General features: G+C 59.4%; 12 protein-coding genes and 1 tRNA gene. 2 read left to right on the top strand and 11 right to left on the bottom strand.

All coding sequences use genetic code 11. The annotated features are described in order from the left end of the window. Positions 1-172: 172 nt before the first annotated feature. The gene (locus tag ACTQ48_RS05040; RefSeq protein ID WP_427728593.1) at positions 173-1225 is read left to right on the top strand and encodes an aldose epimerase family protein; all 1053 of its coding nucleotides are present in this window, start codon (positions 173-175) and stop codon (positions 1223-1225) included. A 206-nt stretch (positions 1226-1431) separates the two neighbouring features. Then, positions 1432-1507: transfer RNA gene (locus ACTQ48_RS05035), tRNA-Thr, on the top strand. Between the two features lie 211 nt (positions 1508-1718). Here the strand turns inward: ACTQ48_RS05035 and ACTQ48_RS05030 are convergent. The 11 genes from ACTQ48_RS05030 to hpf all read right to left on the bottom strand — a co-directional run bounded on the left by ACTQ48_RS05030 (position 1719) and on the right by hpf (position 12779). Beyond that, complete coding sequence (locus ACTQ48_RS05030; RefSeq protein WP_441570291.1) at positions 1719-2192, bottom strand: YhcH/YjgK/YiaL family protein; 474 nt, start codon at positions 2190-2192, stop codon at positions 1719-1721. A 32-nt stretch (positions 2193-2224) separates the two neighbouring features. Then, the gene (nagA, locus tag ACTQ48_RS05025; RefSeq protein WP_427718971.1) at positions 2225-3394 is read right to left on the bottom strand and encodes an N-acetylglucosamine-6-phosphate deacetylase; all 1170 of its coding nucleotides are present in this window, start codon (positions 3392-3394) and stop codon (positions 2225-2227) included. Between the two features lie 143 nt (positions 3395-3537). Then, on the bottom strand, positions 3538-4269 hold the full coding sequence (locus tag ACTQ48_RS05020; RefSeq protein WP_427718969.1) for a GntR family transcriptional regulator: 732 nt from the start codon (positions 4267-4269) through the stop codon (positions 3538-3540). A 232-nt stretch (positions 4270-4501) separates the two neighbouring features. After that, positions 4502-5992: a PTS transporter subunit EIIC gene (locus ACTQ48_RS05015; protein WP_427728598.1), complete on the bottom strand. Its 1491-nt coding sequence runs from the start codon at positions 5990-5992 to the stop codon at positions 4502-4504. 532 nt (positions 5993-6524) lie between these two features. Next, entirely contained in the window at positions 6525-7616 is a 1092-nt protein-coding gene (locus tag ACTQ48_RS05010) for a hypothetical protein (protein WP_441570290.1), read from the bottom strand. Positions 7617-7742: 126 nt separating this feature from the next. After that, entirely contained in the window at positions 7743-8828 is a 1086-nt protein-coding gene (locus ACTQ48_RS05005) for an isocitrate/isopropylmalate dehydrogenase family protein (RefSeq protein ID WP_441570289.1), read from the bottom strand. Between the two features lie 6 nt (positions 8829-8834). After that, complete coding sequence (locus tag ACTQ48_RS05000) at positions 8835-9533, bottom strand: hypothetical protein (protein WP_427718960.1); 699 nt, start codon at positions 9531-9533, stop codon at positions 8835-8837. 15 nt (positions 9534-9548) lie between these two features. Then, positions 9549-9977 (bottom strand): hypothetical protein, encoded by a 429-nt coding sequence (locus ACTQ48_RS04995; protein ID WP_427728604.1) that lies wholly within the window; start codon positions 9975-9977, stop codon positions 9549-9551. A gap of 5 nt (positions 9978-9982) precedes the next feature. After that, positions 9983-11062 (bottom strand): NAD(P)-binding domain-containing protein, encoded by a 1080-nt coding sequence (locus tag ACTQ48_RS04990; RefSeq protein ID WP_427718955.1) that lies wholly within the window; start codon positions 11060-11062, stop codon positions 9983-9985. Positions 11063-11160: 98 nt separating this feature from the next. After that, entirely contained in the window at positions 11161-12114 is a 954-nt protein-coding gene (locus ACTQ48_RS04985) for a DegV family protein (protein WP_427718953.1), read from the bottom strand. 80 nt (positions 12115-12194) lie between these two features. Next, positions 12195-12779, bottom strand: a complete 585-nt coding sequence (gene hpf / locus ACTQ48_RS04980) for a ribosome hibernation-promoting factor, HPF/YfiA family (RefSeq protein ID WP_055285508.1) — start codon at positions 12777-12779, stop codon at positions 12195-12197. Positions 12780-13026: the final 247 nt, after the last annotated feature.

The raw sequence follows: 13026 nt of genomic DNA, 5'->3' as shown, positions 1-13026 counted from the left end.
TCAAACAGTAACGAACAAATTGTATCAGACTCGCGCGCGTCAAAAATGAACGCCCGCACAGCTCCAATCATCACTTTTTTGAGAAAAATACCCCCTGCTTTAGTGGGGTGTAGTGATAATCTCGCCTGTTCGCGCTACAGTTTGTCGGAAATACCTCGATGTTAGGAACCAAATGATCACTTCCGAGCTTTTCGGCACCGCGCCGTGCGGTACCCCCGTTCATCGTTACACCCTCAACGGGCCCGAGATCTGCGTTCGCATTATGGACTATGGCGCCACCGTGCTGGGTATCGATGTGCCCGACATTCCCGGCAATGTGCGCGATGTGGTGCTGGGCTTCGATAAGCTCGAGGATTACTTTGACAACCCCGCCTGCTTTGGCGCGACCATCGGCCCCGTGGCAAACCGCACCGCGGGCGCCACGATCACCATCGACGGTACGGACTGGCATATGCCCGCCAACGAGGGCGCCAACAACCTGCACAGCGATCTTGAGCACGGCCTGCACAAGCGCGTGTGGGATGTTGAGCTCGACGAGGCCCACAACGCCGTGCGCATGACCACCTCACTTGAGGATGGCGAGTTGGGCCTGCCCGGCAACCGCACCTTTACGGCCGTGTTTACTGTGACGCACACCGGCCGCTTCCGTATCGAATATGGCTGCGAGAGCGACCGCGCCACGTACGTGTCCATGACCAACCACACGTACTTTAACCTTGCCGGTCATAATGCCGGCATGGACTGCGAACACTTCTTTGTTGCCAACGCTGCCCACTACCTGCCCATCGACGACCAGAACATTCCTACTGGCGAGATTGCTCCGGTCGAGGGAACACCGTTTGATTTTCGCGAGTTACGCCCCGTCGCGCCTGGCATGGAGGCCGACCATCCGCAGATTAAGCAGGCACGCGGCTACGATCACTGCCTGTGCATTGGCGGCTATCAGTACGGCCGCAATCTGCGCCGTGCCCTGCACGTCGAGGAGATGTGGACCGGCCGTGAGCTGGACTACTACACCACCGCCCCGGGCGTGCAGCTCTACACCGGCAACTGGCTAGGCGATGAGCACGCCAAGGACGATGCCAACTACGGCTGGGGCGCCGGCTTTGCCCTCGAGGCCGAGATGTACCCCGACACGCCGCACCAGCCGCTGTTCCCGCAGGGCATTGTGGGCCCGGGTCATCCCTACAGCAATGTGATCGAGTACCATTTTATGAGGCACTAAGCTCATAACGCAACATATCGCACAGCAGCGCCCGCCGGCACACCGCCGACGGGCGTTTTTCTACCTAGTTGTAGGCAACCAGGCACATCTCGGCTTGAATGATTAGTGCATTTAACGTGAGAAAAGCCGTCAGAGCACTTGCGCGGATTTGCGATGTCCCGTATCATAGACAGCCGTTGACGCCTCAGCTGCGTCATCACATGGCCGCCAGCGTAGCTCAGTTGGTAGAGCACCGCTCTCGTAAAGCGGGGGTCACCGGTTCGAGCCCGGTCGCTGGCTCCATTGCACAAGACAGCCGCCTTCGGGCGGCTTTTTTGTTGCCGATTTTGAGTGCGCGTGCCAATCCACGCATCGCAACAGCGTCAGCTCCCCTATTCAAAACAGAAACCCCGTTAATCGTGATTCCCCTAGGGAAAACACGATTAACGGGGTCGTAGCGTGCTTCCCTTAGGGAAAACACGCCAGCATACGAACAGCTCAGCAGAGCAGCGCGCTATTCCTCCCAGTAAGCGTCTGCAAGCAGCTTAAAGCAGATTTTCTTGACCGGCTGCGCGCCATCGCCCGGGAACTCGAGCGTGGGCATGTGAGGCTCGCCGGCAACAAACAGCGCAAACTTGTCGTCGGCAAGATCGCCGGCGATCGAGGCGTCGGAATCGACCAGGTCGTAGTCGTCCTTCTCGTCAAACTCCTGGACCAGCGTCAGGCTGCCCGTGGCGACCTTAAAGGCCTCGCGACCCTCGACGTCGATCTGCAGGTCGTGATAGCGCTGATGCGTCTCGTAGTGGGCCTCGGCCTCGGGACGCGTCGTGGGAGCCATGACGTTTGCAAAGACCTTGTCGCCCAAAATCGGATAGCTGCCGACCTCGAGCTCCGCCGGGTCGTTCTCCTCGAGCCAGTCGATCAGCACGTCGAGGCCCTTAAGCATTCCGCGATACTCCTCAATATCGCCCAATGCACCGTAAATCATCTAAATCCCCTCTCGAATCGTTTCTTTGGCGGCTACTCGGCAAACGCGTTACCGACGCTGTTGCCACCCACATACGTCTCGACCAGGGTAAGGTCGGGATTGAACACGACAAAATCGGCATCGCGGCCAGGCATAATGCTGCCACATTTATCCTCGACGTGAGCAGAGCGCGCGGGCACCTCGGTCGCCATGCGAATTGCGATATCGGCGCTCGCGAGACCCCAGTCGACAATGTTCTTGACACCCTGTGCGAGCGTGAGCACCGAGCCGGCGATAGCAGAGCCATCGGCAAGCCAGCAAAGGTTGTCCTTCATAATGACATCCATGCCACCGCTGGTGTACTTGCCCTCGGGCATGCCGCCGCAACCCAAGCAGTCGGTGATCAGCACTGTGTGCTGCCAGCCCTTGGCCTGCAGCAGCGCCTTAATAGCAGCAGGGTTCACGTGTTTGCCGTCGCAAATGATCTCGGCATAGGTGTTGGGCGTGGTCATAGCGGCCCCGACGACACCGGGCTCACGGTGATGCAGACCGCGCTGGCCGTTGTAGGTATGCGTAAAGCAGCTGGCGCCAGCATTGATGGCGGCAGCACACTCATCATAGGTGGCATCAGAGTGGCCGATGCAGGTCACGACGCCCTTTGCGCTCAGAGCCGCGGCGTAAGCGGCGGCGCCGTCACGCTCGGCCGCCATAGCGCTCTTGACGATTCGACCGCCGGCGGCCTCCTGCCACTCGTCAAAAACTTTCTCGGACGGGCCGATCAGATAAGCAGGGTTCTGGGCGCCCACATGCTTCATGGTAAAGAACGGACCCTCCAGGTAGATGCCCTGAATACGAGCACCGCAGAACTCAGGTCCGCGCTCCTCGTCCGCCTGTGCAATGGCAGCGCAGGCGTCCTTGATCTGCTCCACGCCGTCGGTAAAGGTCGTAGGCAGCCAGCTGGTGGTGCCACGACGAGCGAGCTCGGTCGAGCTGATGTTGATACCCTCGGCATCATTATCGGTCGTGGCATGGTTATAGAAGCCATGAATGTGGGTGTCCACCATGCCCGGCGCAATCCATGTACCCGAATAATCTTTGATCTCACAAGCGGGCTCATCGGCCTGCCAAGCGCCAAAGACGCCATCTTCGACCATGAGGTAGCCGCCCAGCTGCGGCCCCGCCGGCAAAAAGAACTTGTCGGCCTTGATAGCATACGTGCTCATCTATGCTCCCGTACCCGCAGTGCGTTTTAGGGCGGATCAAAAACCACTGCATTGTTAATTCGAGCGATTGTTCGTTGCCTTCTACCGCTTGGCGCATTTTGCACCCGCCGCAAAACACACCAAGCCGTTTATACCCAATAACTCTAGACTGCGCGGTTGTGGTAGACCTTGTATTTAAACTGGTCGGCGCGCGCAACCGAACGCGTATACTCGATAACCTCGTTGTTCATGTCATATGTGGTACGAATCAAATCCAGGACCGGTGCGCCTTCGGCAATCTCGAGCAGACGGGCGTCGGAATGGCGGGCGATACTCGCGTAGAATTCTTCCTCTGCCACGCGAACTTTCTCGTGAAAGTCCTGCTCGATCATGTCGTACAGCGATTTGTTCTCGATCATGGGGCGCTTAAGCGCAAAGAACTTGCGACTCGGCAGATATGTACACTCAATCATCAGCGGCACACAATCGGCAATACGCAGGCGCTTGATCTTGTACAGACGCTCGCCAAGACGCGCGTTCATCTCTACGGCAATATTCTTGTCGGCCTCGACCTCGGTAAACTCAAGAATCGTCGTCTTGGGCACACGGCCGATCGCCTTCATCTGCTCGGTAAAGCTATAGATTTGCGAGAGGTTTGCCGTTTGCAGAGAGCGGTCGCACACCATGGTTCCACGGCCGCGCTGACGAACCACCAGGCCCAGGCGCTCAAGCTCCTGCAGGGCAAGGCGAACCGTCGTACGCGAGAGCCCGTAGCGTTCCGACAGGTCACGCTCGGACGGCAAATAGTCGCCGGGTCGAAGTTCGTGATCGATTTTATCGGTCAGCAAATCGACGAGCTGATCGTACAGAGGCTGTTTGCGCGCTCCCATTGCCATGATGATACCTGCCGGATAAATGACTCGAAATTGGTTGTAACCAGACACCACGTACTATAGCAGTTTTAACGTAATAACAGCAGGTCAACCAGCACATTGCAATATTGTTTACCGGTTAATTGCCCGTGTACTGTAATACCAATCGCACCGCCTCATCAAGTATCGAGGTAGCAAAAAGGGCCGCCCCCGCGGAGCGGGACGACCCTTTGCAAGACACGTACGTCTCTAAGGCTTAGAGAAGCTTCTTGAGCTCCTCGGCAACAGCCTGGACCTGCGTACCGATGATGACCTGGGTAGCACCCTTGTCCATCTTCATAACGCCCAGAGCGCCAGCCTTCTTGCAGGCAGCCTCGTCGACCAGAGCGGAATCGCCGAGCTCGAAGCGAAGGCGAGTAGCGCAGCAGTCAACGGTCTTAACGTTCTCCTTGCCACCGACGGCAGCGAGAACAGCGGCGGCCAGAGCGGCGAACTTGTCGTCGCCAGCAGCGGCGGAAGCGGAGGTTTCCTCGACATCCTCATCCTCGCGACCAGGGGTCATGAGGTTGAACTTGGTGATGGCGAAGCGGAACACGAGGTAGAAGACCAGGAAGGCAGCGATGCCCATCGGGATGATCATCCAGGTGTTGGCAGCAGCCGGGAGGCTAGCGGAGAACAGGAGGTCGGTAGCGCCAGCAGAGAAGCAGAAGCCAGCACGGAAACCAACATAGTAGGTGATGATGGTGAAGATGCCGTACAGGGCAGCGTACACAACGTAGAGCGGGAAGCACAGGAACATGAAGCCGAACTCGAAGGGCTCGGTGACGCCACAGACGAAGGCGCAGATGGCGGCGGAGACAACCAGGCCGATAGCAGCCTTCTTGTTCTTAGCGGTCTGAACCATAGCCAGGGCAGCGCCCGGGATACCGAACATCATGCAGGGGAAGAAGCCAGACATGTACATGCCGAGGCTCCACTTGACGTCGGCAGAGGTCTCGCCAGCCCAGAAGTGGGTCAGGTCGCCAAGGCCGATGGTGTCGAACCAGAACACGTTGTTCAGAGCATGGTGGAGACCAGTCGGGATGAGCAGGCGGTTGAGGAAGGCGTAGATGCCAGCGCCGATGCCACCCATAGCAGCGATACCCTCGCCCAGAGCGACGAGCGCACCGAAGATGAGGGGCCAAGCGAAGAGCAGGACGACGGAAACGACGATGCAGATGACAGCAGTCATGATGGCGACGCAACGCTTGCCGGAGAAGAAGGCCAGCCAGTCGGGAAGACGGGTGTCCTTGAACTTGTTGTAGCAGGTGCCACCGATGATGGCGGACAGGATACCAATGAAGGAGTTACCAGCGATCTTGGAGAACGCGATGCCCTCGGTAGTGGCGAGCCAAGCGGTCTGGGCGTCGGCATCCATACCACGGATAGTGCCAACAACGGCAGGGTTCAGGAGCTGCTGAATCATCAGGAAGGCGACGAGGCCAGCGAGGCCAGCGGTGCCATCGTGATCGTCGGCAAGGCCGACAGCGGCGCCGACTGCGAACAGCCAGGCCATGTTATCGATAAGAGCGCCGCCTGCCTTGATGAGCAGGAAACCGGCGGTATAGGCAAAACCGGTAGTGTCACCGGCAGCACCCATGACTGCGGGAGCGAGCAGGTAGCCCACGCCCATAAGAATACCTGCGACGGGAAGAGCCGCGACGGGAAGCATCAGCGCTTTGCCGAGCTTCTGGAGGTACTTCATCATATGGTATCTCCTCCAACCTTTCTTTCGTTGTTCACCAACGAGTTCCATGTCCGCGCCTTGTGCATACCGGCTTCTCCGCTTGCCGGCATTGGCGCGCAAACTTAGACAACCCAGTCCCTATTTGGGGTTGCTGGTATGTACGGTAGCACACACTCAATTCAAACGTCCACCACATTTCGTTCAAATTACTATTTCGTTGCCAAACGGTTATTTTTGGCCCGTAAACGGTAATTTACGCAGGTAGAAGCGCTGCGTTTCTTTCATTACCAAACTAATTCTTAGCAATTTCCATTCGATTTCGAATCAAAATTGGTTACTACCAGATGAACAGTGGTACCACATTGTTACTACCAGTTTGGCCGAAATCGTTTTCACTTTACATGAATAAAGTCTCCAAGAATTTGTATATTAAACCCCTCCTACTCTCTCTTCCCCGCCCTTTCCTCCAACGCAAAAAGCCCCCTAGAACGATGTCCGTTCTAGGGGGCTTCATCAGATATTTCGGCTTCGTACTCGAAGGCTCAGGTAATCTTTACGCAAACAGGCCGTAGATGCTGATATTGGCCTTGGCGTAGAGGCCGTTGGCGTACTCGGTCCACTTGGAGCTGGCGTTCGAGGCCTGCGAAGAGTACTGCTGGTAGGCGGTGTAATAGGCGGTCATGGCCTGCTTATAGGTAGCGCTATCGGCCGTAAAGGCATCGTCGGCAAAAGCCTTAGCGTAGGCGCTATCGGCGTCCTTCCAGGTACCCTTCTTGCTATCCCACTCGTCACCGGCAAGGTTGATGATGTAGTCGGCGTAGTCCTTGCTCGCGGTGTCCTCGTTGCCGTCAGAAGGCTCGGTCGGAGCGATCGGCATGCTTGCGGAGCTATCGCCCACCTTCTTCTTGTAGAGCTTCTGCAGCGTCGCGGACTGACGGACGATCTGCTTGGCCTGGTCCTTGGACACGCCATACTGCGTGGCCATGGTCTTGTAGTCCGAAGTGCCGATAGAATCCTCGGCGTACTCCTTCATCTCCTTAGAAGAGACGGTGATGCCCTCATCCTCGGCAGCGTCCAGCAGAATCTGGTTGCGCACGTAGGACAGGATGACATCGGCAGAGGGAGCGGTGTAGTTGCCATCGCTATCCTTGACGGTATCAAGGCTGTACTGGCTCTCGATGGCCTCGCGCGCGGTGATGTCGCTCTTCTTGCCGTTGTAGCTGTAGCTTGCCACGGTCGAATCGAGCTGGTCCTCGGTGAGGGTCGCCGAGCCGACGCCCTTGCCGCCAAAACCACCGTTGCCGATAAAGAAGCCGACCACAGCAGCGATCACGATGGCGACCACAAAGGCGGCAATCATCGTCTTCTTGTGCTTGGATGCGCTGTCGTCCACGTCGGAGTCATCGTCCTCGTCTTCGTCCTGCTCCTCAGGCATGAGGTTCTCGTCGGCGGCATCCGCGGCAATCTGAGCCTCCAGGCGGGCGTCCTCCTCCTCGGCGGTCGTGCCGGCAGCAATGTGCTCGGCAGACGTACCTGCGACCAGATCGATCTTCTCGTCCTCGTCACCGTCGGGGCCTTCGCCGCGCTCGATGATCTGGATGCCGTCGATCTCGTCCTTCTCGTCCTTCTTTTGAATCAGACCCATATCAGTTACTCCTTGTTAAGAAACATAGTCCTCAATAGAATACGCCCGACAGAGCGCCGGGCGTATTCATTCTCAGGTTATCCGCAAACGTATAAGTACCGCTTAGGCGTTTGAAGCCGTATCCCCTTAGGCAAGATGCGCGATAACGGCATCGGCAAAGGCCTGCGTGCCCACGGCGCCCTCAATGGAGCCGGTCTGGGCACGACGCACGTCACCGGTAACCTGCTCGCCCTCATCGAGCGTGGCAGATACGGCGGCGCGAATGCGATTGGCAGCATCGTTCTCGCCCAGGTGATCGAGCATCATAGCCGCAGACAGAATCTCGGCCGTGGGGTTAGCGATATCCTGGCCAGCGATATCGGGCGCGGAGCCATGCGTGGCCTCAAAGATGGCGCAGTCGGCTCCGATATTGGAGCCGGGGGCCATGCCAAGGCCGCCCACAAGACCGGCGCACAAGTCGCTGACGATATCGCCATACAAATTGGGCAGGACTAGAACATCGAAGTCGTTGGGGTTCTGAACCAGACCCATGCAGGTGGCGTCGACGATCTTGTCGTTGAACTCGATATCGGGATAGTTGGCAGCCACCTCGCGAGCCACGCGCAGGAACAGGCCGTCAGTCGCCTTCATGATGTTGGCCTTATGCACGGCCGTCACCTTTTTGCGACCGCAGCGGCGAGCATACTCAAAGGCGTACTCCACAATACGGCGGCTCTTGGCGATGGAGATGGGCTTGATCGAGATGGCGGAATCCGCGGCGAAGGTTTTCTGACCCGAGCGCTCGACAAGCTGTGAAAGCTCCTCGACCTCGGCAGCGCCTTCGTCGAACTCAATACCAGCGTAGAGGTCCTCGGTGTTCTCGCGCACGATAACCAGGTCGACATCGCGGAAGCGCGAGCCATCGCCCGGTTGCGACAGGCAGGGGCGCACGCAGGCGTACAGGTCGAAGTACTTACGCAGGGCAACGTTGACGCTGCGGAACCCCGTACCGACCGGCGTGGTGATGGGGCCCTTGATGGCAACTTTGGTCTGGGCGACGGCATCGAGCACATGCTGGGGCAGCGGCGTGCCAAACTCGTCCATGACGCCGGCACCGGCCTCCTGGACGTTCCAATTGATCTGGACACCGGCGGCCTCGACCACGCGGCACATGGCCTGCGTAATCTCGGGACCGATCCCGTCACCGGGAATCAGGACTACATCGTGCGCCATAATCTGTTACTCCTCGTCTTCGGCGTCGTCAGATTTTTTAACGCTAGCACGCTTCTTCTTTTTGGAGAGATCCAGGCCAAAACGTTTAACAAGCATTTCGCAAATCTCGCTCGAACGGGCCTTGAGATAGCTGCCCTTGCCGTTCTCGGCATCGAACTTAAGGCGCAGCGCAAGCTTCTCGGCGATCTCGGCATCGATCTCGCCTTTGCCAAACTCGTACAGGCAGCCGAGCATATCGCGATACTCGAGGTCACCGTGGTAGCACTGGATGGCCTCGTCCAGGATGGGCCAAGCCTCGCGCGAACGCTCGACGCTCGTGGCACCCCACACGCACAGCAGGCGGAAGGCGGCATAGCGCAGCGTGGAGGAAATCTCGTCAAACAGTGCGGTCTCGGCGCCCTCAAAGGCATCACCCAGCTGGTCGGGGCAGGTGGTGGCGAGCGCCGCCAGGGCATCGAGGGCCTCCCAGCGAGTCTGAGCCTCGGGCCGGTCGAGCGCCTCGATCAGCGCGGGCACGCAGGGCACGACGCGCTGCGGGTCGCGCTCGGCAAGCAGGTGCAGCACGCGGGCGGCAAACTGGCGGATACGGCGCGTGGGGCAGCCGAGCTCCTGGACCAAGCGGTCGACGGTGTTCTCGTTCTCCTCTGCCAGCTGAAGCTGTGCCAGCTCCTCGTCGGTGAGCTGTTCGTCTTTGTTTTCTGCCATAGTTACCTCTTCTTACTATTTCTTAGTGTGCCTGCCAGCACCCTTGCTGTCATCGGTGACCGAGATGAGCTGTCGGTCAGCCGCGCCATTGCGACGCGCGCGGCGGCGCTCCTCGGCGTCTCCTGCGTCGGCGGCGGCGCGATGAGCCTGGTTGACGTTAAAGACCTCATCGTGCTTGCGCCACGGACCAACGGACTCGCCAAAGCTCATCTTAAGGCCGGCGATAAAGCCGCCAAGCCAGCCGATCGGCGCAAACTGCACCAGTGGGAACAGCGAGAACACCCAGGTCAGCAGGACGACTGCCGCCGCTCCTGCAAAGTTGGCAATCCAGTAGTCGCGCTTGGTGACGACGCGCTTTTCGCACGCCCACTGGCCGCACAAAAAGCCAATGTAGATCGCAAAGAGAAAGAGCACTAGTGCAAGCACCACGAACGTCCAGCTCATGGGCGCTACTCCTCGTGATGGTGGCCGCAGCAGCACTCGTGGCCGTCGTCATGGCCGTGGCCGCCGCAGCACTCGTGGTCCTCGCCATGGTGGTGGCCACAACCGCACTCGTGGTCGTCGCCATGCTCGCCGCAACCACAGCCTTCCTCGTGAGCACCATGCTCCTCGGGACGATACTGCGACCAGTCCAGACCGGCGGCAATGGCGTCGGCCTCCTCCTTATAGAGGACATTGATGGCCTGGGTACCCAGCTTGGCACCACCGATGGCGTCGAGCATGTCATAGAGCGTAAAGGCCACGTCGGCGCCGGGCAGCGCAAGCTCGCGGTCGTCGGCATAGGCGAGCGCCAAGCGCAGGTCCTTGATGAAGTGCTCCACCATAAAACCGGGCTTGTAGTCGCCGTCGAGCGCCTTGGGCGCCAGGCTCTCCATGGCACCGGACTTGCCGGTGCCGCCCAGGATCATCTGACGGGTCTTCTCCATATCAAGGCCGCTCAGCTCGGCAAACGCCAGCGCATCGGCCATGCCGACCATGCAGGCGCCCAGCGACACCTGGTTGGCGAGCTTGGCAGCCTGGCCCTTGCCGGCGCCGTCGAAGCAGCATATGGTTGCCGCAAAGGTGGAAAGGATATCGCGGACCGGGGCAATGTCGTTCTCGGTAGCGCCCACGATAGCCGTAAGCGTGCCGGCGATAGCACCCGACTCGCCGCCGGTGACGGGGCAGTCAAACGCCATGCGGCCGGAAACCTGGGCGGCCTCGGCAATGTCGCGCGCCAGCTCGGGCGAGCTCGTGGTGAGGTCGATTAGGACCGCACCGGGCTTAGTGCACGCGAGCAGACCGTCGCCCGCCAGGTAGAGCTCCTCGACCTCGGAGGGATAGCCCACCATGGTAAAGACGACGTCGGCGTTCGCCGCGGCATCTGCCGGCGTATCGGCCCAGACGGCACCGCGCTCAACAAGCGCTGCAGCCTTGGACTTGGTGCGGTTGTTGACCGTGACGGGATAGCCAGCGTCCAGAATGTGGCCGGCGATAGGGGCACCCATGATTCCGGTGCCGATAAATGCGACAGAGAGCTTGTTTGCCATGAAACCTTTCCTTTTGGGTTGGGTGTTATTACCAGGTTGAATACTCGTTGCCAGCGTTTGGGCTGTGAGTCGAGGGCGATTACGGACGCAGCGCTTGTCTACTGGCCGCGCACGCGGCGGGCGATGCGGTCGGAAAGCGACGCCTTGTCGGTGCGGTTCTTGCCCCAAAACGCGCAGGCCACCATGCCGGGGCCCACGTGCGAGCCGATGGTGGGGCCCACGGAGCTGCGAATGATCGTGACGTCGGCGCAGCCCTCCTCCTTGCGGATGGCGGCTTCGAGCCAGTCACCGTCCTTTTCGGCATCGGCCGTCATGATGGCGATGGGCATGGTGCGATCGGGCACGTAGTTCTCGCGGAACGACTTGAGGATGGACTTGAGCGCCTTCTTGCGGCCGCGGTTGACGCCGATCAGCGACAGCGAGCCGGCAAGGTCGTAGGAGAGCTCGGGCTTGACGTCGAGCTTTGCCGTGAGCTGCGCCGCCGCGGGCGGAATGCGGCCGCCGGCAGCCAGCGCATCGAAGCTCTCGAGCGTAAAGTAGCCGTGCACGTAGGTCTTGGCCTCGTTTGCCCAATCGACCAGCTGCTTGGCAGTCAGTCCCGCCGAACGCTGGCGCACGGCCTCAAGCGCCAGGAGCTCGCCGGTCGCGCAGGGCAGGGCGTTGTCGACCACGTAGAGCTCAAAGTTGGGATACTCGGCGCGCACGGCATCTGCCGCCTGGCACGCGGAGTTGTAGCTCGACGACAGCGCCGAGGTAAAGCACAGGTAAACCGTGGGCGTGCCCTCTTTGGCGCACTCGGTAAAGAACTCGATATAGCGACCGAGCGACACAGCCGAGGTGGACACGCGGGCACCGGCGCGCATGCGGTCGTAGAACTCCTTAGGGCTCATGCTCGACCAGATGTCGTCCGTGCGCTCCTCGCCATCGATAATGAAAGGGAAGCCCAAGATATCGACATCGAGGTTCGCGGCGACCTCGGGGTTAAAGTCGCAGCAGGTATCGACGACGATACGGCAACGGTCCGAATGACCGGCGGATGCGGCCTTGTCCATCAAAGCGACTCCTTACGTAAAAAAGGCGGCCACCCGCATGGGATGGCCGCCAACCGTTAACTCATGCAAGTTAACGTATTTTACTCGTCAAGTGTTTCGATGCGGGGCTTGATGATGCCATATCCACCATTCTTACGGTGATACACCACATTGATGAGGCCAGTCGTCGCGTTCTCGAACACGTAGAAGTCGTGGCCGAGCAGATCGGTCTGCACCAGCGCCTGCTCCTCAGTCATCGGGGTGACATCGATGACCTTCTCGCGGACGAGCAGGTCGTCGTCCTCCTCGGGCAGCAGCAGGTCGGCCAGATCCTCGACGCGCTCGACCGGTGCGACATCCGCAGCGCTGGCACCGCCCTGGCGGTTGTCCACAACCTTGGTCTTGAACTTGCGCAGCTGGCGGGTGACCTTATCGGCGGAGAGATCGATGGCGGCATACATATCTGCGCCGTGCTCGGCGACGCGAATCACAGAGCCGCGGGCACGAACCGTGACCTCGACGATTGCCGGGTTGGGGTTCGAGGGGTTCTTCTCATAACGAAGCACGACGTCGACTGTCATGGGCTCGATATCGAAAACCTTGAGCGCCTCGCCGATCTTCTCGTCCACATGCGCACGCAGAGCATCGGTTACCGTCGTCTTGCGTCCAGAAACCTTGATATCCATACGTGGCTCCAATCTGCCTCGGGGACTTACTGTACTGGCTATGTACCCATTGCCGTGCATTTAATCACCCGAATTCCCAAAGGCCCGAATAACGACTGCTTGATACCGCATACCGAAGTCTCGCACTTTTCCGCGGCAAAGTGCGCTATATGAGGGCGTCGGCGGAGTTGGTTTTTCTCCTGGAAATTGCCCTTGAGCTGCTGGTTTTATCAAAATTGAAAAGCCGGGCTCCCCTATGGGGGAGACC

The organism is Collinsella sp. Sow4_E3 (assembly GCF_052116285.1).
Taxonomy (GTDB): domain Bacteria; phylum Actinomycetota; class Coriobacteriia; order Coriobacteriales; family Coriobacteriaceae; genus Collinsella.
Note: the sequence above shows the minus strand (reverse complement) of the source record. Positions and strands in the feature narration are given on the sequence as shown.

Excerpts from the sequence above, each read along its gene's own strand:
- ACTQ48_RS05040 (WP_427728593.1), top strand. The coding sequence starts at position 173 with ATGATCACTTCCGAGCTTTTCGGCACCGCGCCGTGCGGTACCCCCGTT.
- ACTQ48_RS05030 (WP_441570291.1), bottom strand. The coding sequence starts at position 2,192 with ATGATTTACGGTGCATTGGGCGATATTGAGGAGTATCGCGGAATGCTT.
- nagA (WP_427718971.1), bottom strand. The coding sequence starts at position 3,394 with ATGAGCACGTATGCTATCAAGGCCGACAAGTTCTTTTTGCCGGCGGGG.
- ACTQ48_RS05020 (WP_427718969.1), bottom strand. The coding sequence starts at position 4,269 with ATGGCAATGGGAGCGCGCAAACAGCCTCTGTACGATCAGCTCGTCGAT.
- ACTQ48_RS05015 (WP_427728598.1), bottom strand. The coding sequence starts at position 5,992 with ATGATGAAGTACCTCCAGAAGCTCGGCAAAGCGCTGATGCTTCCCGTC.
- ACTQ48_RS05010 (WP_441570290.1), bottom strand. The coding sequence starts at position 7,616 with ATGGGTCTGATTCAAAAGAAGGACGAGAAGGACGAGATCGACGGCATC.
- ACTQ48_RS05005 (WP_441570289.1), bottom strand. The coding sequence starts at position 8,828 with ATGGCGCACGATGTAGTCCTGATTCCCGGTGACGGGATCGGTCCCGAG.
- ACTQ48_RS05000 (WP_427718960.1), bottom strand. The coding sequence starts at position 9,533 with ATGGCAGAAAACAAAGACGAACAGCTCACCGACGAGGAGCTGGCACAG.
- ACTQ48_RS04995 (WP_427728604.1), bottom strand. The coding sequence starts at position 9,977 with ATGAGCTGGACGTTCGTGGTGCTTGCACTAGTGCTCTTTCTCTTTGCG.
- ACTQ48_RS04990 (WP_427718955.1), bottom strand. The coding sequence starts at position 11,062 with ATGGCAAACAAGCTCTCTGTCGCATTTATCGGCACCGGAATCATGGGT.
- ACTQ48_RS04985 (WP_427718953.1), bottom strand. The coding sequence starts at position 12,114 with ATGGACAAGGCCGCATCCGCCGGTCATTCGGACCGTTGCCGTATCGTC.
- hpf (WP_055285508.1), bottom strand. The coding sequence starts at position 12,779 with ATGGATATCAAGGTTTCTGGACGCAAGACGACGGTAACCGATGCTCTG.